23 protein-coding genes are annotated in these 22,088 nt (G+C 72.8%); 7 read left to right on the top strand and 16 right to left on the bottom strand.

Translation table 11 applies throughout. From position 1 onward, the window contains the following. Positions 1 to 32: 32 nt before the first annotated feature. The 5 genes from JOD65_RS06420 to JOD65_RS06400 all read right to left on the bottom strand — a co-directional run bounded on the left by JOD65_RS06420 (position 33) and on the right by JOD65_RS06400 (position 3,549). On the bottom strand, positions 33 to 509 hold the full coding sequence (locus JOD65_RS06420) for a hotdog fold domain-containing protein (protein ID WP_191193217.1): 477 nt from the start codon (positions 507 to 509) through the stop codon (positions 33 to 35). 33 nt (positions 510 to 542) lie between these two features. After that, positions 543 to 1,451 (bottom strand): N5-glutamine methyltransferase family protein, encoded by a 909-nt coding sequence (locus tag JOD65_RS06415; RefSeq protein WP_191193218.1) that lies wholly within the window; start codon positions 1,449 to 1,451, stop codon positions 543 to 545. Continuing rightward, complete coding sequence (locus JOD65_RS06410; protein ID WP_191193219.1) at positions 1,448 to 2,296, bottom strand: SGNH/GDSL hydrolase family protein; 849 nt, start codon at positions 2,294 to 2,296, stop codon at positions 1,448 to 1,450. The genes JOD65_RS06415 and JOD65_RS06410 overlap by 4 nt, the downstream gene beginning before the upstream one ends. Positions 2,297 to 2,371: 75 nt before the next feature. Beyond that, positions 2,372 to 2,734 carry a VOC family protein gene (locus JOD65_RS06405; RefSeq protein ID WP_307820978.1) on the bottom strand — a complete coding sequence of 121 codons (363 nt, stop codon included), beginning with the start codon at positions 2,732 to 2,734 and terminating at the stop codon, positions 2,372 to 2,374. Positions 2,735 to 2,745: 11 nt separating this feature from the next. After that, positions 2,746 to 3,549 carry a trans-aconitate 2-methyltransferase gene (locus JOD65_RS06400; RefSeq protein ID WP_191193221.1) on the bottom strand — a complete coding sequence of 268 codons (804 nt, stop codon included), beginning with the start codon at positions 3,547 to 3,549 and terminating at the stop codon, positions 2,746 to 2,748. Positions 3,550 to 3,770: 221 nt separating this feature from the next. On the opposite strand from JOD65_RS06400, the gene JOD65_RS06395 reads away from it, so the two are divergent. After that, positions 3,771 to 4,256: a MarR family winged helix-turn-helix transcriptional regulator gene (locus JOD65_RS06395; protein WP_191193222.1), complete on the top strand. Its 486-nt coding sequence runs from the start codon at positions 3,771 to 3,773 to the stop codon at positions 4,254 to 4,256. Positions 4,257 to 4,285: 29 nt separating this feature from the next. On the opposite strand, the gene JOD65_RS06390 is transcribed toward JOD65_RS06395, so the two are convergent. From JOD65_RS06390 to rsmI, 8 genes are all read right to left on the bottom strand, one after another. Then, positions 4,286 to 6,157 carry an ABC-F family ATP-binding cassette domain-containing protein gene (locus JOD65_RS06390; protein WP_191193223.1) on the bottom strand — a complete coding sequence of 624 codons (1,872 nt, stop codon included), beginning with the start codon at positions 6,155 to 6,157 and terminating at the stop codon, positions 4,286 to 4,288. A gap of 217 nt (positions 6,158 to 6,374) precedes the next feature. Then, a complete protein-coding gene (locus JOD65_RS06385) occupies positions 6,375 to 7,916 on the bottom strand; it encodes a flotillin family protein (RefSeq protein ID WP_191193224.1) in 1,542 nt (513 codons plus the stop codon). A 40-nt stretch (positions 7,917 to 7,956) separates the two neighbouring features. After that, a complete protein-coding gene (locus tag JOD65_RS06380) occupies positions 7,957 to 8,457 on the bottom strand; it encodes an NfeD C-terminal domain-containing protein (RefSeq protein ID WP_191193225.1) in 501 nt (166 codons plus the stop codon). 111 nt (positions 8,458 to 8,568) lie between these two features. After that, positions 8,569 to 9,480 carry a 4-(cytidine 5'-diphospho)-2-C-methyl-D-erythritol kinase gene (locus tag JOD65_RS06375; RefSeq protein WP_191193226.1) on the bottom strand — a complete coding sequence of 304 codons (912 nt, stop codon included), beginning with the start codon at positions 9,478 to 9,480 and terminating at the stop codon, positions 8,569 to 8,571. Further along, positions 9,477 to 10,373 (bottom strand): 16S rRNA (adenine(1518)-N(6)/adenine(1519)-N(6))-dimethyltransferase RsmA, encoded by an 897-nt coding sequence (gene rsmA / locus JOD65_RS06370; RefSeq protein ID WP_191193227.1) that lies wholly within the window; start codon positions 10,371 to 10,373, stop codon positions 9,477 to 9,479. The genes JOD65_RS06375 and rsmA overlap by 4 nt, the downstream gene beginning before the upstream one ends. Before the next feature lie 30 nt (positions 10,374 to 10,403). Further along, positions 10,404 to 11,543 (bottom strand): resuscitation-promoting factor, encoded by a 1,140-nt coding sequence (locus JOD65_RS23655; protein ID WP_307820977.1) that lies wholly within the window; start codon positions 11,541 to 11,543, stop codon positions 10,404 to 10,406. A gap of 266 nt (positions 11,544 to 11,809) precedes the next feature. Next, positions 11,810 to 12,715: a TatD family hydrolase gene (locus tag JOD65_RS06360; protein ID WP_191193228.1), complete on the bottom strand. Its 906-nt coding sequence runs from the start codon at positions 12,713 to 12,715 to the stop codon at positions 11,810 to 11,812. Then, on the bottom strand, positions 12,702 to 13,532 hold the full coding sequence (gene rsmI / locus JOD65_RS06355; protein ID WP_191193229.1) for a 16S rRNA (cytidine(1402)-2'-O)-methyltransferase: 831 nt from the start codon (positions 13,530 to 13,532) through the stop codon (positions 12,702 to 12,704). The genes JOD65_RS06360 and rsmI overlap by 14 nt, the downstream gene beginning before the upstream one ends. 65 nt (positions 13,533 to 13,597) lie before the next feature. On the opposite strand from rsmI, the gene JOD65_RS06350 reads away from it, so the two are divergent. Next, complete coding sequence (locus JOD65_RS06350) at positions 13,598 to 15,169, top strand: dolichyl-phosphate-mannose--protein mannosyltransferase (protein ID WP_307820974.1); 1,572 nt, start codon at positions 13,598 to 13,600, stop codon at positions 15,167 to 15,169. 180 nt (positions 15,170 to 15,349) lie between these two features. Continuing rightward, positions 15,350 to 15,577, top strand: coding sequence for a hypothetical protein (locus JOD65_RS06345; protein ID WP_191193230.1), 228 nt, complete (start codon positions 15,350 to 15,352; stop codon positions 15,575 to 15,577). Between the two features lie 16 nt (positions 15,578 to 15,593). On the opposite strand, the gene JOD65_RS06340 is transcribed toward JOD65_RS06345, so the two are convergent. Further along, positions 15,594 to 16,466, bottom strand: coding sequence for a LysR family transcriptional regulator (locus JOD65_RS06340; RefSeq protein ID WP_191193231.1), 873 nt, complete (start codon positions 16,464 to 16,466; stop codon positions 15,594 to 15,596). Between the two features lie 70 nt (positions 16,467 to 16,536). Here JOD65_RS06340 and JOD65_RS06335 point away from each other — a divergent pair, with 70 nt between their 5' ends. Beyond that, complete coding sequence (locus JOD65_RS06335) at positions 16,537 to 17,787, top strand: MFS transporter (RefSeq protein ID WP_307820973.1); 1,251 nt, start codon at positions 16,537 to 16,539, stop codon at positions 17,785 to 17,787. Positions 17,788 to 17,813: 26 nt separating this feature from the next. On the opposite strand, the gene JOD65_RS06330 is transcribed toward JOD65_RS06335, so the two are convergent. Beyond that, positions 17,814 to 18,425: a hypothetical protein gene (locus JOD65_RS06330; RefSeq protein WP_191193232.1), complete on the bottom strand. Its 612-nt coding sequence runs from the start codon at positions 18,423 to 18,425 to the stop codon at positions 17,814 to 17,816. A 41-nt stretch (positions 18,426 to 18,466) separates the two neighbouring features. Between JOD65_RS06330 and JOD65_RS06325 the strand changes: the two genes are divergently transcribed. From JOD65_RS06325 to JOD65_RS06315, 3 genes are all read left to right on the top strand, one after another. Continuing rightward, positions 18,467 to 19,123, top strand: coding sequence for a Type 1 glutamine amidotransferase-like domain-containing protein (locus JOD65_RS06325; protein ID WP_191193233.1), 657 nt, complete (start codon positions 18,467 to 18,469; stop codon positions 19,121 to 19,123). 63 nt (positions 19,124 to 19,186) lie between these two features. Beyond that, a complete protein-coding gene (locus JOD65_RS06320) occupies positions 19,187 to 19,798 on the top strand; it encodes a sulfite oxidase-like oxidoreductase (protein WP_191193234.1) in 612 nt (203 codons plus the stop codon). After that, a complete protein-coding gene (locus JOD65_RS06315) occupies positions 19,788 to 20,501 on the top strand; it encodes an FAD-binding oxidoreductase (protein WP_307820972.1) in 714 nt (237 codons plus the stop codon). The genes JOD65_RS06320 and JOD65_RS06315 overlap by 11 nt, the downstream gene beginning before the upstream one ends. Positions 20,502 to 20,741: 240 nt before the next feature. Here JOD65_RS06315 and JOD65_RS06310 read toward each other — a convergent pair whose 3' ends face one another. After that, positions 20,742 to 21,872: a hypothetical protein gene (locus JOD65_RS06310; RefSeq protein ID WP_191195528.1), complete on the bottom strand. Its 1,131-nt coding sequence runs from the start codon at positions 21,870 to 21,872 to the stop codon at positions 20,742 to 20,744. Positions 21,873 to 22,088: the final 216 nt, after the last annotated feature.

Below are 22,088 nucleotides of genomic sequence, written 5' to 3'. Positions count from 1 at the left end.
CCCGGCCACATTGAAGACGTCGAAGCGCGTCGCTACGCTCCGCGCTTCTCAGTCAACCAGAGCCGGATCTCGCCCTCGATCACCACGGTGCCGTCGGTGCGTACGCCCCGCACGCGCACCGGCAGGTCGTACCCCTCCCCCACCTCCGCCGTCCACTGCCCGGGGTCGGTCTCGGCGATGCACGTGATGTCGGTCGTGGCCTTGGCGGTGTAGGCCACCTCCATGCCCTTGGGGATCCAGCGCCGGTCGCGCGGGATCGTCGACTCGGCCAGCGCGCCCATGGCGGCCTCGAGGCCGTTGCACAGGGCGATGGCGTGCACCGTCCCGATGTGGTTGTGCACCCCGCGGCGCTTGGGGATCACCAGCTCGACGTGGTCCGGCTCGACCACGGTGAACCGCGGCCGGATGGAGGCGAAGTAGGGCGCCTTCTGGCTGAAGGCGATCGAGAAGATCCGGTTGCCCAGCGGGAGCGCAGAGGTCTTCTTCCAGAGGTCCAGGACGGTAGCCATGCCGCGATGCTACCAGCGGGTAACTTCGGGGCGTCAGGTCCGGCGGGCCGTGATCACCCGGATGTTGCCCTCGTCGTCCTCCACCGGCTCCACGACCTCCCAGCCGGGGAACCGAGGGATCCGCTTCTGCCAGTACGCCCCCTGGCCCAGGCCGATCTCGAAGCACAGCCAGCCACCCGGCCGCAGCCAGTCGGGCGCCTCCTGGACGAGCCGGCTGACGATCGAGAGCCCGAGGCTGCCGCCGTCGAACGCCATCCGGGGCTCGTGCTCGGAGATCTCCGCGGCCATCTCCCCCACCCGCGCCGACGAGATGTAGGGCGGGTTGCAGATCAGCACGTCGACGCTGCCCTCGAGGTCGGCGGGCAGGGCGTCGAAGAGGTCGCCGTCGGACAGGGTCACGCGGTCGGCGACGCCGGTGAAGACCATGTTGGCCCGGGCCAGCCCGACGGCGGACGTCGAGAGGTCGGCGGCGTGCAGCGTGACCTGGGGTGCCGCCACGGCGACGGCCGCTGCGAGGTTGCCCGCACCCGTGCAGAGGTCGACGACGAGGGACCCGTCGGTGGAGCGGACCAGGTCGAGGGCTGTGCGGCCGAGGATCTCGGTCTCCACGCGGGGTACGAGCGCCTCCGGGCCGGCCAGCAGCTCGACACCCATGAAGCTCTGCCGACCAGTCAGGTGACCCAGCGGCGAACCGGCGACCCGACGCTCGACCAGGGCGCCGAGCAGGCGCTCACCCTCCTCTGTCAGCGGGGCGAGAGGCACGGCGGCCGCGGCCGTCACCGAGAGGGGGTGACCTGCAGCAGCCGCCCACAGCGCACGGAGCGTCGACTCGGGCGTCTCCTCTGGATGGTCCGGAAGAATCTCGGCCTCGGCCTCGAGACGGGCCAGGTGGCGAGCGAAGAGGGGCGGTGCGTCGACTACGGCGGTGGAGGTGGCGGTCATGCGGGTGCTCCCTGCGTGAGGAGGTCGAGGAATCGGGCCGCCAGCACGGCGGAGCCGGTGGCGTTGAGGTGCTCGCGGTCGGCATCGGCCCATCCGGGAGCGAGCGTGGCGAGCCGGGTCCCGTCGGCGGTGGTGCTCTCGACGGCGGCGATGTCGAAGAGGTCGTCGTCGGCGTAGGCCTCGCGCACGAGGTCGTTGAACTGCTCGCGGGCGGCGTTGTCGTCGCCGCGCAGGAGGACCTTGAGGTGCTGCTTGATGCCGGACGGCGCCGCGGTCAGCGGCACCGTCGCGTGGACGAACCTGACGTCCGGGAAGTCGCGCTGCAGGCCGTCGAGCGTCTCCTGGTAGGCGGCGAAGACCTGCTCGACGTCCGTCCTCGCCGTCACGTCGGTGAAGCAGAGCTTGACCATGGCGACGTCGACCTCGTCGGCGAGACCGGAGCGCATGGCCGTGTCGAAGTTGGCGAGCTTGCCCAGCGGGTCGCCGTTGACGCCGATCTCCGTGTGGACGACGGCCCCCTGACCCTCCGGCAGGTCCGGCGGCGGGTCGCCGACCGACACCTGCACGACCTCCGCCTCGGGGACGTCCGCGTCGGCGTACAGGCGCTGGAGGCCGTCGAGCATGTTCCAGCCGATCGACATGTGGCCGATGAAGACCCGCTGCCCAGCGGCCGCGCCGAGCTCGGCCGGAGTGACGGCCGGGGTGACGGCGTCCGGCGACGGCTCCGGCTCGCGCGGCCCCCAGAAACGGACCAGCACGACGGCGCCGACCGCCAGGACGACGGCAGCGCCCAGCAGCACCCGCCCGACGGCGCGTGCCCGCGTCCCCCTGCGCTCCCTCAGCACCCGGCCACCGTAGGGAGGGCTCAGCCGACCTCGCCCCCGATCCGGTCGAGGTGCCCCCATTCTGGGGACGGCCCGTCAGACCGGCTGCAGCACCTCGACCCGGTTGCCGTGGCCGTCGAAGGCGTGGAGGCGGACGTGACCGGGGAACGAGTCCCGCTGGCTCTCGTCGACCTCGTAGCCGAGGGTGCGCAGCCGACCGGCCACCGCGGCCAGGTCGTCGACGACGAAGGCCGGGTGTGCCTTGCGGGCCGGTGCGAACGGGTCCTCGACGCCGACGTGCAGCTCGGCCGCCACGGAGCCGGTGTCGTCGTACGCCCGGAACCAGCACCCGCCGCGCGCCACCAGGTCGGCCGGCTTGTCGACCTCGGTCATGCCGAGCGCCTCGGCGTAGAAGCGGCGGGCCTCGTCCTCGCCCCCGCGCGGGCACGCGACCTGCACGTGGTGGAGCCTCACGGGACCGGCACGCCCTGCGGCTTGCGCGCCACCACGAAGATGCGTCGGAAGGGCAGGACCACGCGGCCGGCGGCGTCGGCCGGGTAGGCCTCGCGCAGCAGCGACTTGAACTCGTCCTCGAAGAGCGGACGCAGGTCGTCCGGCAGCGCCTGCAGCGTCGGACGGGCTCCAGTCCCGGAGACCCAGTCGAAGACGGGGTCCTCACCGGTGAGGACGTGGAGGTACGTCGTCTCCCACGCGTCGACCTCGCACCCGAGGTCGAGCAGGACCCGGGCGTAGTCCGCCGGGTCGTGGCTCGTCGGGACGCGGGCGTCGCGCACGTGCTCGGCGTACGGCTCGCGCGCGGCGAGGTCGGTGCGGGTGGTGTGGCTGGGCTCGTCGAAGTTGCCGGGCACCTGGAAGGCGAACCAGCCACCGGGCTGCAGCCGGTCGACCAGGCCCGGCAGCAGCTCGAGGTGCTCCGGTATCCACTGGAGGGTGGCGTTGGAGACCAGCACGTCGATCGGCGCGCGCATGGCCAGCGGGTCGGGGCGCGCCCACTCGCGCAGGTCGCCGACCTCCCAGTGGACGCCGTCGACGGCGCGCGCAGCCTCGATCATCTCGGGGCTGCTGTCGACGCCCGTCACGTCGGCGCCGCGCCAGCGGTCGGCCAGCAGTGCGGTGAGGTTGCCGGGGCCGCAGCCGAGGTCGACGACCACGCGCGGATTCTCGGCGGGCACCCGGGCGAGCAGGTCGACGAACGGCCTGCCGCGCTCGTCGGCGTACGCGAGGTAGCGGTCGGGGTCCCAGGTGTGGCTCATGGCGTCCTCCACGGGTGTTCGGTCGTCGGTCGCGGCGCCTTCACGTCTCCCCCATGGGATATCTAGGGACGGGTTGGTAGGTCAATCGGTCGTTTCGCCTACCAGAACGTCCCTAGATACCGAGAGGGGCGCGCGAAGATGTCTTGATATCGAGATACTCCCACCCTCGACCGAAACAGTCTCGATGTCAAGATTCTCGACCAATCTGGCACGATGTCGTCATGCGTGACGAGGTGGACGACCTGGTCGAGGCGTGGGGCCGCGAGCGCGGCGACCTGGACCTCGCGCCCGTCGCGGTGTTCTCCCGCATCAGCCGGCTGGCCCGCCACCTCGACCTCGCCCGGCGCGTCGCGTTCACCGCCCAGGGCATCGAGTCGTGGGAGTTCGACGTCCTCGCGGCGCTGCGCCGGGCCGGACAGCCGTACGAGCTCTCCCCCGGCCGGCTGCTCCGGGAGACCCTCGTGACCAGCGGCACGATGACCAACCGGGTGGACCGGCTGACCGCGCGCGGTCTCGTCGAGCGGCTCCCCGACCCCCACGACCGCCGCGGCGTGCTGGTGCGGCTGACCGCCGACGGCAAGGCCGCGGTCGACGGCGCCTTCGAGGCGCTGCTGGCGGCGGAGGCCGACCTGCTCGCCGACCTCTCCGACCGCGACCGCACCCAGCTCGCCGGCCTGCTGCGCTCGCTGCTCGCGCCCTTCAGCTGACCTGGCTGGGCGAGTTCGGCGCAGGGCGTCTAGTCGACGACCTCGGAGGCCTCGAGCCACTCCATCTCCAGCTCCTCCTTCTCCGCCGCGAGCTCGCCGAGCTGCCCGCCGACCCGCGCGAGCAGGTCGTAGTCGGTGAGGTTGGCCTCCATCTCCGCGTGCAGCTCCGCCTCGCGTACGGCGATGCGCTCGAGCTGCTTCTCGACCCGGGCGAGCACCTTGCGGGCGGCGCGGTCCTCCGCGCTTCCGGCCCGCGCCTTCTGTGAGGGTGGCGGCAGATCGCTTCCGTCGGCGGTCGCCACCTGCGATGTGCCGCCACCACCGGGCGAGGGTGGCGGCAGATCGCGCACGGGAGCGCCCGACGTATGCGATGTGCCGCCACCACCGGCGCCCAGGGACGCGGACGAGGCGGACGCGGCCCGTCGCTCGAGGTACTCGTCCACCCCGCGAGGCAGCATCGAGACCTGGCCGTCGCCGAGGAGCGCCCAGACGGAGTCGGTGACCCGCTCGAGGAAGTAGCGGTCGTGCGAGACCACGATGAGCGTGCCGGGCCAGGAGTCGAGGAAGTCCTCGAGGACGTTGAGGGTGTCGATGTCGAGGTCGTTGGTCGGCTCGTCGAGGAGCAGCACGTTGGGCTCGATCAGCAGCAGCTTGAGCAGCTGGAAGCGTCGTCGCTCGCCGCCGGACAGGTCGCCGAGCCGCGCGGTGAGCCGGTCGCCGGTGAAGCCGAAGCGCTCCAGCAGCGAGGTGGCGGTGACCTCCTGGCCGTCGAGGGTCTTGCTGACCCGCCGGATCGACTCGACCGTCGGCAGCACCCGCGCCTCGGGGTCGATCTCGTCGAGCGCCTGCGTGAGGTGCTGCATCTCGACCGTCCGGCCCTGCTTCACTCGGCCGACGTCGGGCGCGAGCGTCCCGGCGATCAGCGACAGCAGCGACGTCTTGCCGGCGCCGTTGACGCCGACGATCCCGATCCGGTCGCCCGGGCCGATGCGCCAGGTCGCGTGGTCGAGCAGGACGCGCTCGCCGCGCTTGAGGTCCACGTCCTCGATGTCGATGACGTCCTTGCCGAGCCGCTGGCTGGCGAACCGCTGGAGCTCGAGCCGGTCACGCGGGTCGGGCACGTCGTCGATCAGGGCGTTGGCCGCGTCGATGCGGAACTTCGGCTTCGACGTACGCGCCGGGGCGCCGCGCCGCAGCCAGGCGAGCTCCTTGCGGGCGAGGTTCTGCCGCCGCGTCTCGGTGGCGGCCGCCTGCCGCTGACGCTCGGCCTTGGCGAGGACGTACGCCGCATAGCCGCCCTCGTAGGAGTCGACCGCGCCGTCGTGCACCTCCCACGTCGTCTGGCAGACCGCGTCGAGGAACCACCGGTCGTGGGTCACCACGATCAGCGCGCTCGGGAGGCCGACGAGGTGTCCGGCCAGCCAGGCCACGGCCTCGACGTCGAGGTGGTTGGTGGGCTCGTCGAGCACGATCAGGTCGTGACGCGAGAGCAGCAGCGCGGCGAGCGCGCAGCGACGTCGCTCGCCACCGGACAGGCCGACGACCGCGCGGTCGAGGGTCACCCCGGCGAGCAGCTCCTCGACGACCTGTCGCGTGGTGGGGTCGGCGGCCCACTCGTGGTCCTGCCGCCCACCGAGCACCGCCTCGCGGACGGAGTGGCTGTCGACGAGCTCGTCGCCCTGGTGGAGGTAGCCGATCTCGACACCACGGGTGCGGGAGACGCGGCCGGTGTCGGGCTGCTCGATGCCGGTCATCACCTCGAGCAGGGTCGTCTTGCCGTCACCGTTGCGGCCCACGACGCCGACGCGCTCACCCAGCGAGATGCCGAGCGAGACGTTGTCGAGCAGGGGCCGTACGCCGTAGGACTTCGAGACGCGCTCGAGGTTGATCAGGTTCGCCATGTCCGGGCGATCCTCTCAGGTGCACCCCAGCGGCGACGGATCGGCGTACGCCCCCTCACGGGCGGTGCGTGAGCCACATCTCGCCGCCGCTCGGAGGTGGCTGGCACACCGCCCGCCCGGTGCGTCCCGCACGACACGCCGACGGGCGGTGACCCAGCCACATCCACGGGCTCCGGAATGTGGCTGGCGCACCGCCCACGGCGGCGTCCCGAGGAGGTCAGGAAGCAGGCGAGCCGTCCGCCGGGGCCTGGGCTGCCGGGTCGAGCTGCGGCGTGGACCCGTTGGTGCCGGAGTACTTCTTGATCAGCGACTCGACGTCGAGCCCGGTGGTGGTCTTGAGCAGCTCCATCGTCTGCACGAAGTTGTTGGTCACCTGCTTGGGCAGCTCGCCTGCGCCGTCGGACGAGATGACCGTCAGCTTGTCGATCTGGCCCATCGGGCGGGCCAGCTCGGCGGCCACCTTGGGCATCACCTCGATCAGCATCTGGAGCACGGCTGCCTCGTTGTAGCCGGCGAAGGCCGCGGCCTTCTTGTCCATGGCCTCCGCCTCGGCCTGGCCGGCCGCGAGGATGGCGGCGCCCTGGGCCTCGCCCTCCGCGCGGAGGGCGTCGGCCTCGGCGACGCGGCGGGCCTTCTCGGCCTCACCCCGCTTGGCGCCCTCGATGGCCTCCGCCTCGGCGAGCGCGGAACGTCGTGACTTCTCACCCTCACCGGTCAGGCGGGCCTTCTCGGCCTCCGCCTCGGCGTTGGCGATCGACGCGGCCTTGCGGGCCTCGGCCTCGAGGATCGCGGAGCTGCGGCGGCCCTGCGCCTCGGTCTCGACGCGGTAGCGCTCGGCGTCGGCGGGCTTGCGGACCTCGGTGTCGAGCTGGCGCTCCTTGAGGGCGGCCTGCCGGACGGCGACCTTCTCCTGCTCGAGGAGGATCGCCTGGTCGCGGTCGGCCTGGGCGAGCGGCCCGGCGGCCGCGGCCTGCGCGTTGGCGGCGTCGGTCTCCGCCTTGATCTCGGCGCTCTTGAGGGCGAGGGCGCGCTGGGTGACCGCGATCTCCTGCTCCGCGGCGATGCGGGCCTGCTCGGCCGCCTGGCGGGCGTTGGCCTCGGCGATGGAGGCGAGCTGGTTGAGCTTGGCGGCCTCGGGGCGACCGAGGTCGGCGAGGTAGGAGCCGTCGTCGGTGATGTCCTGGATCTGGAACGTGTCGAGCACCAGGCCCTGGCCGGTGAGCGAGGACTCGGACTCCTCGGCCACCCGCTGGGCGAAGGCGGCGCGGTCGCGGATGATCTGCTCGACGGACATGGAGCCGACGATCGAGCGCAGCGCACCGGCGAGGACCTCCTGGGTGAAGGTCTCGATGTCGGCCTGCTGGCTGAGGAAGCGCTGGCCGGCCGCGCGGATGGAGTCCTCGTTGCCGCCGACCTTGACCAGCGCGACGCCGTCGAGGTTGAGCTTGATGCCCTGCCCGGAGACCGCCCCGCGGATCTGCACCGAGATGCGGCGCGAGGAGAGGTCGAGGGTGGCGAGGCGCTGCACGAACGGGATGACGAACACGCCGCCGCCCATGACGACCTTCTGGCCGGACAGGTCGGTGGAGATCTCGCCGGTCTCCGGGTTGCGCACCTCGCCCTTGCCCTTGCGGCCGGTGATGATGAACGACTCGTTGGGGCCGGCCACCTTGTAGCGCGTGGTCACCAGCAGCGCGAGCAGCACCAGCAGGAGGACGAAGCCGGCCACAGCAGTGACGACCGGGGACAGAGTGAACATGGGCAGTGCTCCTTGTGTGGTGCGACGTGGGGCGGTGGGGTCAGGGAAGGAAGAGGGGCTCGACCTGGACGGCGGTGGGCGAGATGACCTGCGTGACGCTCACCTGGGTGCCGGCGGGCACGGCGACGCTCGAGCGGGCGTTGAGGCGCGTGATGTGGCCGCCGACGCTGAGCGAGACCACGCCGAAGCCGCCCCCGTCGGGGATCGCGCTGACCACCGAGCCGATCTTCTCGAGCATGTCGGCGGTGCGCACCGTGTCGCCCTTGCCGTCGCCGTGCAGGTACGCCGAGGCCCGGACCGCGAGCCAGCCGAGCAGGACGCCGAGCACCAGGCCGACGACGACCGCCAGCGAGGTCGAGCCGGTCACCTCCAGGGCGATCGCGCCGCCGAAGCCGAGGGCGCCGAGGAAACCGGCGAGCGCCTCGGTCGAGAAGAACCCGGCGCTGAGGCCTTCGAGGGCACCGTCGAGGACGTCGCCGACGACCAGCGCCACGAGCAGCAGCAGGACGCCGACGGCGCCCACCACCAAGAACACGGTCACGATGCCTCCCCCAGGCGATCAGCGCGACGTCGTCGACGCCGCGCACAACATAACGGCATGCTTCCCCGCCCGCTGCGGTTCACACCACCCGGTCCGGACCCCATCCGGGACCTATCGCAGGTCCCACTCCGCTTCGCGGGTGCTGACGACGTGGGCGCCGGCAACGGGACCGATCGCGGAGAGCACGACGTCGTACGACGCCGACAGGGCGGTGACCACCTCCATGGAGCCGACCTGGGAGTCGCAGAGGAAGACGCAGGTCGGGCCCGAGCCGCTCACCATGCCGCGGAGGGCACCCTCGGCCTCCCCGAGCGCGATCAGGTCGCCGAGCTCGGGTCGCAGGTCGATGGCCGGCTCCTGCAGGTCGTTGTGGAGCGCGCGCGCCAGCCGGACGGGCTCGCCGCTCGCCAGCGCGGCCAGCAGCTCCGTCGGCTCGGCGGGCTGCGCCGGGGCGTCGGGGTGCAGCCGGTCGAAGTGGCGGTAGACCTCCGGCGTCGAGAGCCCGACGGCGGCCGGCACGACGACCCACCACCACGTGCCGTGGTCGACGATCGGCTCGACGACCTCGCCGCGGCCCCGGCCCCGCGCCGTACCTCCCACGAGCGAGAACGGGACGTCGCTGCCGAGCCGGGCGGCCTGCGCGAGGAGCACGTCGTCCGGCTGGCCCAGGTCGTGCAGCCGGTCGTGCGCGAGCAGGGCGGCCGCGCCGTCGGCGGAGCCACCCGCCATCCCGCCTGCGACGGGGATCTGCTTGGTGATCTGGACGTGGTGCGGCCCCCCGCACGGCGCCTCGGCGAGGGCGCGCACAGCGATGTTGGTGGCGTCGGTCGGCACGCCGGACACGTCGATGTGGGGAGTGCCGGACACGGCGATCGTGTCCTCGCCGGCGTCGGAGACGGTGACGTCGTCGTAGAGCGAGATGGCCTGGTAGACCGTGTCGAGCGGGTGGAAGCCGTCCTCGCGGGGCGCGCCGACCCCGAGGTGGAGGTTGATCTTCGCGGCCGCGCGGACCGTGGTGCTCACTCGGCGCCCTGGTCCGGCGCCGCGGCCCGGGTGGCCGCCAGGCCCTCGGCGATGCGTGAGAAGTCGTGCACGTCGAGCACCTCGCCGCGGGCCGTCGGGTCGACGCCTGCGGCCTCGAGCGCGGCGGTCGCCGTCTCCGCCGAGCCGGCCAGCCCGCGCAGGGCGGCGCGCACCTGCTTGCGGCGCTGGGCGAAGGCCGCGTCGACGACCGCGAAGACCTGCTGGCGGGTCGCGGTGGTGTCCGGGGGTTCGCGCCGGGTCCAGGCGACGAGACCGGAGTCGACGTTGGGGGCCGGCCAGAAGACGTTGCGACCGATCGCGCCGGCACGGCGTACGTCGGCGAACCACGCGGCCTTCACGCTCGGCACGCCGTAGGTCTTCGACCCGGGCGGCGCGGCGAGGCGGTCGGCGACCTCCGCCTGCACCATCACCAGCCCGCGCTCGAGCGACGGCAGCAGCGTGAGGAGGTGGATGAGCACCGGCACCGAGACGTTGTAGGGCAGGTTGGCGACCAGCGCGGTCGGCGGCGGGCCGGGCACGGAGTCCACGCGCATCGCGTCGGCCAGCACCACCTCGAAGCGGTCGACCTGCCCCGGGGCGTACGCCGCGATCGTGGCGGGCAACCGCTCGGCCAGGAGCGGGTCGACCTCGATCGCGATGACCCGACGGGCGACCTCGAGCAGCGCGAGGGTCAGCGACCCGAGCCCGGGTCCGACCTCGACGACCACGTCGTCGCCGGTGATGCCGGACTCGCGGACGATCCGGCGCACGGTGTTGGCGTCGATGACGAAGTTCTGCCCGCGCTGCTTGGTGGGTCGCAGGTCGAGCTCGGCGGCCAGCTGACGCACCTCGGCCGGCCCGAGGAGTCTCGGGCCGGCCGGGTTCGTGGTCATGGGGGTGAAGCCTAGGTGGTCAGCGTTCGATCAGCGGGGCAGGCCGAGCTTGGCCGCGCACCCGGGCCACGAGCCGTAGCCACCGGTGGCGTCACGCAGGCGGGTGGCCACGGCGATCTGGGTCTCGCGGGAGGCCTGGTGCGGGTAGCCCGTGCCGCCGTAGGCACGCCAGGTGCCGACGTTGAACTGGAGGCCGCCGTAGTAGCCGTTGCCGGTGTTGATGGCCCAGTTGCCGCCTGACTCGCACTGCGCGAGCGAGTCCCACACGGTGCTGCCGCCGGAGAAGTCGGCAGCCGGCTCCTCGGGCTTCTCCTTGGTGCCGACCGCGACGACGCGGGGCACGGCCTTGCGGCGCACGTCGGACCGGACGACCTTGCGGGCCGCGAGGTCGCCGTTGACGAAGCGGAGCTGGTAGGTCACGTTGCGGACGCCGTCGCGACCGGCGCGCACGACCTCCTGCTCGCCCTCGAACATCGAGGAGTCCTCGCGCTCGACGACGGGGGCGTCGACGACCTCGCGCTGCACCTTCTTGGTGGCCACGCGGATGTCGGTGACGACGATCTTGTCGCCGTCCGCGATCTCGGTCGTCAGCGAGGGACGCACCTTGTCGTGCCTGTCGACGTCGAAGCCGGCCGACTTGAGCACGTCGGCGACCGTCAGTGCGGTCATCTTGCGCTTCTTGAGCTGCTTGGCGCCGAGCTTGAGGTGGACGACCTTCGGCGTGACGACGTCGAGGGTCAACCCGCTGCGTCCGATCGAGGAGCCGCGGCTGGCCGACAGGTCGGCGCCCTCGAAGCGGCGCCCGATCTCGCCGAGCGCGCTCGCGACGTTGGTCGAGTTCACCCAGTAGGTGTGCGACTCGCCGTCGACGGCGAGCTCGAGCGGTCGCCCGAACTGCACGGCGATGGCCGAGCCGTCGGTGACGGCCTCGTCGACCGCCGGGGCGACCAGGTCCTTGTCGGTGACCTCGATGCCCTCGGCCGCGAGCACGTCAGCGACGGTGCCGCCGATGGCGCTGACCTGACGGGTCTCCCCGTCGAGGGTGAGGGTCACGTCCTTGCTGAGGGCGGCATAGCCGACCGTCGTACCTCCGACGGCCGCCACGACCAGCGCCACGAGGGTCGCCAGGACGGTCTTGGACCTGCTGAGCTGCGCGAGACGAGAGCGCACGATTCTCCGAACGTCGTACTTTCCGGTTCTCGGGGGCAGCACCCCCCCGGCCGAGCGTTGCGCGGCATCCACGACCAGGTCGCGGGAGCCGTACGACGTGCGAGCGGGGGTCTCGCAGGACCGGCCCGAACCGGTCCTCGTGCTGCCGGTATTCGCTCCCGATCCCGGCCAACAATCACAAGACGATAACGATGACCGGCGATGACGCAAACTCCTGACGGCAAAATCCGGCGTGTGACCGCTCACGGTTCTACCTGTCAGCCGACCTACCAGGGGCCTCCGAAGGCGCGCTCGGTGCTGGTGTCGATCGCCCGGCACAGCTCCTCGAGGTCGACCCTCAGCACCTCTGCCATGGCCCGCACAGTGTGCGGCACGAGGTAGGAGGCGTTGGGCCGACCGCGCCACGGCGTGGGCGTCAGGTAGGGCGCGTCGGTCTCGACCAGCACCCGGTCGAGGGGCGTGACGGCGAGCGCGTCGCGCAGCGGTTGCGCGTTCTTGAAGGTCACGGTCCCGGCGAAGCTGAGGAAGGCCCCGCGGTCGAGGCAGCGACGGGCGAAGGCCTCGTCGCCCGAGAAGCAGTGCATCACCCAGCGCTCGGGCGCTCCCTCGGAGTCGACGATGCGCAGCACGTCGTCGTGGGCGTCTCGGTCGTGGATGACGAGCGTCTTGTCGAGACGCTTGGCCAGGTCTATGTGACGCCGGAAGCTCTCCTCCTGCGCCGCCCGACCGTCCTCGCCGGTGCGGAAGGCGTCGAGCCCGGTCTCGCCGACGGCCCGCACCTTGTCGTGGGCCTGCGCGAGCTGCTCGATCTCCGCGAGCGCCTCCTCGAGGCGACCGGCCTCGGCGAGGCGGGGCGCCTCGTTCGGGTGGAGCGCGACGCCTGCGACGAGCGCGTCGTGCTCGGCCGCCGCGGCCACCGCCCAGCGGGCGCCGGGGAGGTCGCAGCCGATCTGCACGATCCGCGGCACGCCGACGGCAGCCGCGGCCGCGACGGCGTCCGCCGTGTCGAGCCAGTCGCCGTCGGCGATGTCGAGGTGGCAGTGGTTGTCGACGACGGGGTGCGGCAGCGGCTCGGGTGCGGGCGGGCGCTCGCGGTCGCGCCGGGCGCCCGACGTCTCCTCCGTCGCCGCGCGGCTGCGGGTCGGCCCGGCTCCGCCCTCAGCGGTGGACAACGTCGTACACCTCCCGCTTGGGCAGGCCGGCCCGCTTGGCGACCTCGGCGATCGCCTCCTTGCGGGTGGAGCCGGCGGCCTCGAGGTCGGCGACGGCCGCGCGCAGGGTGCCGGGGTCGGTGTCGAGGGCCGGGGCTCCGCCCGAGCCCTCGACGACGATGGTGACCTCGCCGCGCACGCCGTCGGCCGCCCACGCGACCAGCTCGGCCAGCGGTCCTCGGCGCACCTCCTCGTACGTCTTCGTCAGCTCGCGGCAGACCGCCGCCGGGCGGTCCCCGCCCAGCGCCTCGGCCATCGCCGCCAGCGCCGCCTCGGTGCGGTGCGGCGCCTCGAAGAAGACCATCGTGCGCTCCTCCGCGGCCAGGGCGGCGAGCCGCCGCCCGCGCTCGCCCGCCTTGCGCGGCAGGAAGCCCTCGAAGCAGAACCGGTCGACCGGCAGCCCGCTGACGGCCAGCGCGGTCAGCACGGCGCTGGGTCCGGGCACAGCCGTGACGCGTACGTCGTGCTCGACCGCGGCCGTGACCAGCCGGTAGCCCGGGTCGGACACGCTCGGCATCCCCGCATCGGTCACCAGCACGACCCGCTCGCCGGCCAGCAGCGCCTCGAGCAGGACAGGTGTGCGGGCCTGCTCGTTGCCCTCGAAGTAGGACACGACCCGACCGGACAGGGTGATCCCGAGGTCGGCGCACAGCCGCTTGAGCCGTCGGGTGTCCTCGGCCGCGACGACGTCGGCACCCGAGAGCTCGGCGGCCAGCCGCGGTGGTGCGTCGCCGGCCTGCCCGATCGGGGTGCCCGCGAGGACGAGGACGCCAGTCATGGGGTTCACCGTAGAGGCTCGCGGGGAGGGCCGAGTCGTCGGTGGCGTCTGGCTAGAGTGCCCGCGTGAGCCCGACTGCCGCCGAGCGGAATCGTCCGCGTTGGCGGTCGGAGGACCCGATGTTCGGGTGGGCCGGCGCGCTCTGCCTCGCCAGCCTGGCGTTCTTCCTGCGCCGCTGGCACCTCGGCACGCCGCACGCGTTCTCCTTCGACGAGACCTACTACGCCAAGGACGCGTGGTCGCTGCTCCACCACGGCTACGTGCGCGGCTACGTCGAGGACGCCGACAAGACGATCCTCAACGGCAACCTGACCGGGCTGTTCCAGGACGGTCCGTCGATGATCGTCCATCCCGAGGTCGGCAAGTGGCTGATCGCCGCCGGGATCAAGGTGTTCGGGATGGACCCCACCGGCTGGCGGACGGCGTCGGCGGTGGTGGGCGCGCTGATGGTCCTGCTCATGTGCCGCTTCGCCCGGCGCGTCACCGGCTCGACGGTCCTCGGGCTCGTCGCGGGCCTCCTGCTGTCCGTCGACGGTCTCCAGCTCGTGCTCTCGCGGCTCGCGCTGCTCGACATCTTCCTGGCGTTCTTCACCCTCTGCGGTGTGCACTGCGTGGTCGCCGACCGCCAGTGGCTGCGCGACCGGCTGGCCGCCGGCGCGACACGGACGTGGTGGCGTCCCTGGCTGGTCCTCGGCGGGGTCAGCTTCGGCCTGGCGTGCGGCACGAAGTGGTCCGCGGTCTACGCGCTGGCCGTCTTCGGCCTCCTCGCCTGGCTGTGGAGCGCCGGGGCGCGGCGGGCGTTCGGCCAGCGTCGGCCGCTGCTCCGCTCGATCGTCCTCGACGGGGCGCCGGCGTTCGTCGCGCTGGTGGGCGTCGCGCTGGCGACGTACGTCGCGTCGTGGACGGGCTGGCTGGTGCACGCCGACGTCTACGAGGACGCGTTCAACAACACGCAGTACACGTCCTACGGTGGCGGGAAGCCGTGGCCGACCGCGAGCGAGCCGGACGCCGACGGCCTCGGGGAGGTGACGCAGTCGCTGCGATCGCTGTGGTCGTACCACCAGGACGTCTACACCTTCCACAGCCACTTCCTCAACGACTCGACGCACGTCTACGCCTCCAAGCCGTCGACGTGGCTGGTCATGGGCCGCCCGGTCGGCGTCGACGCCCAGACCGACATCCAGCCCGGCTCACAGGGGTGCGCGGCCCCCTCGGGCTCGAGCTGCATCCGGCAGGTCCTGCTCCTCGGCAACCCGGTGATCTGGTGGGGCGGCAGCCTCGCGGCGGTGGCCTCGCTGCTGCTGTGGGCCGGGGCCCGCGACTGGCGCCACGGCGTCGTGGTCGCCGGTCTCGCCAGCACGTGGCTCCCCTGGTTCGCGTTCGACGACCGACCGATCTTCTTCTTCTACGCGATCACCGCCCTGCCGTTCCTCGTGCTGTCGGTCGCGCTGGTCATGGGGCACCTGATCGGGACGTCCGACGTGCCGACGCCGCGGCGCACCTTCGGCGTGGTCGTCGCGGGCAGCTACACCGTGCTCGCCCTCATCGCCTTCGCGTGGTTCTGGCCGATCTGGACCGACGTCCTGCTCACGAAGTCGGAGTGGGACGCGCGCATCTGGTTCCAGCGCTGGATCTGACCCCTCGAGGCCACTCCGGCACTCGATCCGGTGAACCCGGCATGAACGACCGAGGTTTCCTCAAGATGGGCCGCAGTTCGACTCCCACCCATTCTCTTTCCGCGAGGTCCCCACGACGATGGTCGAACCAGGCACACACGGGGGTTTGTGCCCGGGCTCGACGCGAGGGAGGGAGCGTTGATGGACTCGACGATGATCCACGTCTGCCTGCAGACCGAGGGAGCACCGACCGGCGAGCACCACGAGGTGGGTGAGCGCTGGGTCTGCTCGTGCGGCGACAACTTCGTCTACCGCGAGGGCTTCAACCGCGCCGGCCACCCGAGCCTCGAGTGGTGGCCCGCCCCGGCGATCCCGCAGCCGCGCAAGACCGCACGCCGCGGGCTGCTCTTCGGCCCGCGCAAGGGCTGACCAACCCCGTCCGGCGTCAGCCGGCCCACGTCCGGCCGCGCACGAACGCCAGGAACCGCTCGGCCGGCGGCGCGAGCGGCCTGTCGGTGCGCCAGGTGAGACCGATCGTGCGCGTCGCCGACGGGGACGACAGCGCGAGCCCCACCGACCCCGACTGACCGGCGAACGCCTCCGGCACGATCGCCACCCCGAGCCCGGCGGCCACCAGACCCTCGATCGTGGCCAGGTCGGCGCTCTCGAAGGAGATCCGGGGGCTCACGCCGGCCTCGGCGAGCAGGGCCTGCACGAGCGCGCTGTGGCCGAAGCCCGGCGGTGTCGTGACCAGCTCGTCGTCGGCCAGTGCGGCGAGGTCGATGCGCGTGCGGCCGCGGAAGCGGTGTGTGGGCGGCACCACCACCACGAGCCGCTCACGCTGCACCGCCAGCCAGCCGAGGTCCTCGGCCCGGTCCATGGTGAGCCCGAGCTCGACGGCACCGCGGTCCAGGTCGCTGCGGATGTCGTGCGCGGGCTCCTGGCTCAGCACGACCTTCACGGCCGGCGCCTCGGCGTGGAAGGCACGCAGCAGCTTGGGGACCAGCGTGGTGGCCATCGAGTCCAGGAACGCGAGCCGGACGATCCCGGTGTCCGGGTCGAGCCGGTTGGCCAGGTCGGCGCGCAGCTGCTGGTGGCGTACGACGAGGTCGCGGGCGGCGTCGAGGACCACCCGCCCGTCAGGAGTGACCTCGAGACCGGCCGGCGTCCGCTCGAAGACGCGCACCCCGAGCTCCGCCTCGATCCGGGCGAGCGAACGCGACAGCGTGGGCTGGCTCGTGCCGAGCGACGCCGCCGTCTCGGTGACGTGGCCGAGGTCGCCGAGCTCCACCAGCCAGCCGAGGTCACGGAGCATCATGCGCAGATCGTATCGCCATGCCCGCTTTCCGACATTGGACGCATGAGCCGGGAGGGCGGACCATCGACGGGTGCACACCGCCCAGCTCTCACCCGTCGACGCCGGCCCGACGCCGTACCTCCCGGGCACCGCCGGCTACCGCCGCGTGATGGTGGCGGTGTTCGCCGCCGGGATGGCGACGTTCGTGCTGCTGTACGACGTCCAGGCGCTGCTGCCCGAGCTCGTCGAGGCGTACGACGTCTCCCCCACGCGCGCGACCCTGGCGATGTCACTGACGACCGCGTCCCTCGCCGTGGCGCTGCTCGTCGCGGGACCGGTGTCGGAGGCGGTCGGCCGCACGCCCTTGATCCACCTCGCCCTGTGGTCCGCGGCGGTCGTGGGCGTCCTGTGCGCCCTGGCGCCGTCGTGGGAGGCGTTGCTCGGCCTCCGGATGCTGCAGGGCGTGACCCTCGCCGGGCTGCCGGCCGTCGCCACGGCGTACCTCCGCGAGGAGCTGCACCCCTCCGCGCACGGTCGGGCGTTCGGCCTCTACATCGCCGGCACCGCCCTGGGCGGCATGGCCGGCCGGGTGGTCACCGCGCCGGTCGCCGACGCCGCGGGCTGGCGCTGGGGGATGGCGGCCGCCGCGCTCGCCGCGCTCGCGTGCGCGGCCGTCGTGGCGTGGCTGCTGCCGGCGTCGCGACACTTCGTGCGCCGGCCGGCCGACCTGCGGTCGGTGCTCGACGGCGCCCGCGCAGCGGTGCGCGACCGGGCCCTGCTGGCGCTCTACGTCCTGGGCGCCTGCGGGATCGGCACGATGGTGGCGGTCTTCAACGCGCTCGGCTTCCGGCTCAGCTCGGCGCCCTACGGGCTCTCGGTCGGCACGATCAGCCTGGTCTACCTCGTCTACGCCCTGGGCTCCGTCAGCTCGGCGACGTCCGGCCGGATCGCCGACCGCATCGGCCGTCGCGCCACCATCCCGGTCGGCTGCGCGTTCGCGCTGGTGGGGGTGTGGCTGACCCTGGCCGACGCCCTGCCGGTCGTCGTCCTGGGCATGGCGGCGCTCACCGTCGGCTTCTTCTGCATCCACGGCCTGGCGAGCGGGTGGGTCACCGCGCGTGCCCACCTCGCGGGCGTCCGCACCGGGCAGGCGGCGGCGTTCTACCTCTTCGCCTACTACCTGGGCGCGTCGGTCTTCGGCAACCTTGGCAGCGCCGCCTGGAGCCACGCCGGCTGGCCGGGCGTGGTCGCCCTCGCCTCGACGCTGCTGCTCACCGTCTGCGCGATGGTCGTCGTGCTGCGGCGCACGCCCGCCCTGGCCGCACCGGGCGCCCCCGCCTGACGTCCGACGCCCGACGGGCCGAGGCCTCACCAGGCGCCGGGGAACCTCGCCGATCCGGCGATGGCGAGCAGCGAGACGCCGAGCGCCACCGCGACCGCGATGAGCACCGACAGGCCGAGCCAGCGACGCGTAGGCAGCGTCAGCAACCCGAGCCCGACCACGGCCGCCAGCGCGGGCAGCGACCAGACCGGCACCACCGCGGACAGCAGGAACACCAGCAGGGCGAGGGCCACCCCCGCAGCGGCCGCGCGACCGAGCGGCACCGGCCGCGGCCCCCGCGGGAGGCCGACCTCGGTGACGGGGCCGGAGGTGGGCAGCTGGTCGGGCGCCAGCACCCGCAGCAGGAGGGTGATGGTGGACGGGTCGGCCACCACCACGACGTCACGGAACCGGTCGGCGACCGCGTGGCGTCGCACGACCTCGTCGAGCCGGTGACCGCGGTCCACGTCGGGGAAGCGGACCGGTGCCAGCACCACCTCCGGGTGGGCGGTGTGACCGAGCCCCTGCACGATGCGCTTGCCGTCGGCGGTCGGGGCGGTGATGACGACCGCGGACGACCCGATGCCGGCCCGAACCCGCGCGACCTCCGCCGCGTCAGCCCGTGTGCTGACCACGAGGATCCGCTGGTAGTCGCTCACGGGACGACCGTAGCGCCGGGCCACCCTGCGACGATGCAGGGATGAAGCTCCTGCTCACCTCCGGCGGCGTGACCAACGACAGCATCCGCGCGGCCCTCGTCGACCTGCTCGGCAAACCGGTCGAGGAGTCGAGCGCGCTGTGCATCCCGACGGCCCAGTGGGGTCACCCGATGTGTGGGCCGGAGTCGCTGCGGCGCTTCGTCACCGACGGGTCGCCGCCGACGATGACCGGCCTCGGCTGGCGGTCCGTCGGGTTCCTCGAGCTGACGGCGCTCCCCACGATCAGCACCGACCGCTGGGTGCCGTGGGTGCGCGCGGCCGACGTGCTGCTCGTCGACGGCGGCGAGGCGACGTACCTCGCCCACTGGCTGCGGGAGTCCGGGCTCGCGGACCTGTTGCCCGAGCTGACCGACACCGTCTGGGTCGGCGTCAGCGCCGGCAGCATGGCGCTCACCCCGCGCATCGGCGACCTGTTCGTCGAGTGGCGGCCCGAGGAGGGCGACCGGACCCTCGGCCTCGTCGACTTCTCGCTGTTCCCGCACGTCGGCCTGTTCCCGGGCAACACCCTGGAGGTGGCCGGGCAGTGGGCCGCCGAGCTCGGCAACCCGGCGTACGCCCTCGACGAGCAGTCCGCTGTCCTCGTGGACGGCGACCGGGTCGAGGTCGTCTCGGAAGGCGAGTGGAGACACTTCGCGTAGGCGTCCCGCCACGGCAGACTGGCCCTCGTCCGGTCGAGCACGAGCCGACTCCCAGGAGCATCGATGCCTGTCACCCGAGGATTCCACCGCCGCCGCCCCGAGCCGGAGCGCGGTCGGCTCCCACCCGGGCAGTACGACACCGGCTCGTCGTGGCCGGTGCTGAGCGCCGAGGCGACGCCCCACCAGCCCGAGGAGTCGTGGACGTTCAGCATCGACGGCCTCGTCGAGTCGCCGCACACGTGGACCTGGCAGGAGCTGCACGCCCTCCCGGGCTCGACCTACTTCGGCGACATCCACTGCGTGACCACGTGGTCCAAGCTCGACACCACCTTCAGCGGGGTCAGCGTCGACGACCTGCTCGCGGTCGCCGAGCCGGACACCTCGGCGGCGTACGTCCTGGCGCACTCGGTGACCGGCTACACGACCAACCTGCCGCTGGCCGACGTCACCGGCGGCCGCGCCTGGGTGGTGTGGAGCTTCGACGGCAAGCCGCTCCCCCGCCAGCACGGTGGTCCGCTCCGGCTGCTGGTGCCGCACCTGTACTTCTGGAAGTCGGCCAAGTGGCTCTCCCGCCTCGAGCTGATGACCGAGGACCGGCCGGGCTTCTGGGAGCAGAACGGCTACCACGACCGCGGCGACCCGTGGCGCGAGCAGCGCTACCAGGGTGACGACTGACGTGGCCCCGGCTCCCATGGCGGCCTGGAGCGACGGCCGCATCATCGAGAAGGACCAGCCCACCACGAACACGGTCCGGCTGCGGCTGCACGTGGACGACCGGCCCCACCACCTGCCCGGTCAGCACTACATCCTCAGGCTGCGCGCACCCGACGGCTACACCGCCCAGCGCTCGTACTCCCTGGCCTCCGACAGCGACGACCCACTGCTCGAGCTGCTCGTCGAGCGGCAGCCGGACGGTGAGGTCTCGGAGTTCCTCGCCGACGTCGCCGAGGTCGGCGACGTGCTCGAGCTGCGCGGACCGATCGGTCGCTGGTTCGTCTGGGACACCAGGTCCCGTGTCCTGTGCCTCGTCGGCGGCACCGGGGTCGTGCCCGCTGTCGCCATGGCCCGCACGGCACGCCGGCTCGGGCGCACCGACCTGCTGCGCATCGCCGCGATGGGCCGCACCCCCGACGAGCTCGCCTACGCCCCCGAGCTCCGGCGCTATGGAGCGACCCTCGCGTTCACGCGGACCGACGTCGGAGACCGGCCGGCCGGTCCGTTCACGACCGAGGAGCTGGGCCCGCTGCTCGAGGGCGTCGACCTCGGCTACGTCTGCGGCTCGGCCCGCTTCGCTTCCTACGCCGAGGACCTGCTCGTCGCGGCCGGCCTCGACCCCGCGGCCATCCGCGTCGAGCGCTTCGGACCGACGGGCGACTGAGGCCGCCCAGGCCGCCGCGGAAGATCAGCGGCGGGCCCGGGTGCTCAGGATGTGAGCACCCGGGCCGCCACCAGGCAGTCCATCCCCCCGGATCGAACGCCTTCGGTCCACGGTACAGCCCGGGGGGCCGCGCACGACAGGGGAACAGCGGCGCGACCTCGATCCGGGGGGAAATGGTCGCGCCGCTGCCCTCTTCACTTCAGCGCCGTGAAGGTCGAGCGTGTTACGGGTCGGGGACGGTCAGGGGGTCAGGGGCTCGCCGGAGTCCCAGGTGTTGCCCGTCCACTCGTTGCCGGTCGCGGTGGACTGGAACGACGTGACGGGCCCGTAGACGCCACACCGGCGGTTGGTGCCGCGCTCGAAGACGTTGCCGATGAACCGGATGCCGGTGGCGATCGGGTACCGCTTGCTGGGCTGGTAGCCGCCGTACGCGCAGTACGAGATCGACGAGGCGTTGGCCTTCAGCAGGTTCCGCTCCACGAGCACGTCGGAGACGGGACCGAAGTCGCCGAACAAGGACACGTCGGCGGTGCACCCGCCGTCGGTGCTGTTCAGGATCGAGTCGCAGTGCAGCGTGTTGTGCCGGAGCACGATGCCGCTGCCGCCGTTCGTGAGGAAGGCGTTGGTGTGGTACGACCCGCCGGCGGGGTTGTACTGGCCGTGGAGCCAGGAGTCCACGATGGTGCAGTCGTCCTCGCAGTGCACGGAGTGCTGGCCGCCGGTGACCTCGACGCGGGTGGCCGTGATGTTCGATCCCCACAGCGCGCCGTCGGACCAGGCGCCCGCGACGACCTCGCTGTCCCTGATGTCGAGGCTCTGGCCGCTGTTGGTGACCTCGATGCGGGGCACCCGGCTGTTGCGGACGGTCAAGGCGAACGGGTGGTAGGCCAACAGCTCGCCGCACTTCGCCCGGACGTCCTTGCCGTCGATCACCGCTGAGGAGCCGTTGGACTCGCGGAAGATGCACGGCCCGGTGTAGGGCTCGAGGGTGACGCCGGCCGGCACACCGGTGGTCGCGGCGTTGGGGAAGCCGCCCGCAGGCGTCGGGGTGGGCGTGGGCGTCGGGGTCGGCGTGGGCGTCGGGGTCGGCGTGGGCGTCGGGGTCGGCGTGGGCGTCGGGGTCGGGGTGGGCGTCGGGGTCGGGGTGGGCGTCGGGGTGGGGGTGGGCGTCGGGGTGGGGGTGGGCGTCGGCGTCGGCCGGTCCTCCTCGAGCGCGGTCACCCGTCGCTCGAGCGCCGTGACGCGGCTCTCGAGCGTGGGATCGTCCGTGCCCGAGCCCGGGGCGGACTGGGCGCCGACAGCGATGGCGAGTGTGGCGATGCATCCGAGAGCGAGCCCGGCGGGCCCGTATCGGCGAAGGTGGTGGTTCATGGGGGTTCCCTTCTGGGGGCGGTGTAACAGCTGGACATCACGTGGCAGTGCGTCGCTCGCGACGGGATCCGCGCTGGCGCGCGGGGAGCCGGCAGCGGGCGTGGGCGAATGCCACGGACGACGCGGTGGGCGGCGCACGGGTGCGGAGGACGGCCCTGGAGGGCCGTGGTGAGCCGCGTCGGCTGCGGTGGGCAGCGGGCCGGGTCGCGGGCCGCT

Origin of the sequence: Nocardioides cavernae, assembly GCF_016907475.1 — a bacterium.
In the GTDB taxonomy this organism is placed as follows: Bacteria; Actinomycetota; Actinomycetes; order Propionibacteriales; family Nocardioidaceae; genus Nocardioides; species Nocardioides cavernae.
The sequence above is the reverse complement of the archived record's forward strand: the minus strand, read 5'-3'. Positions and strand labels throughout refer to the sequence as shown.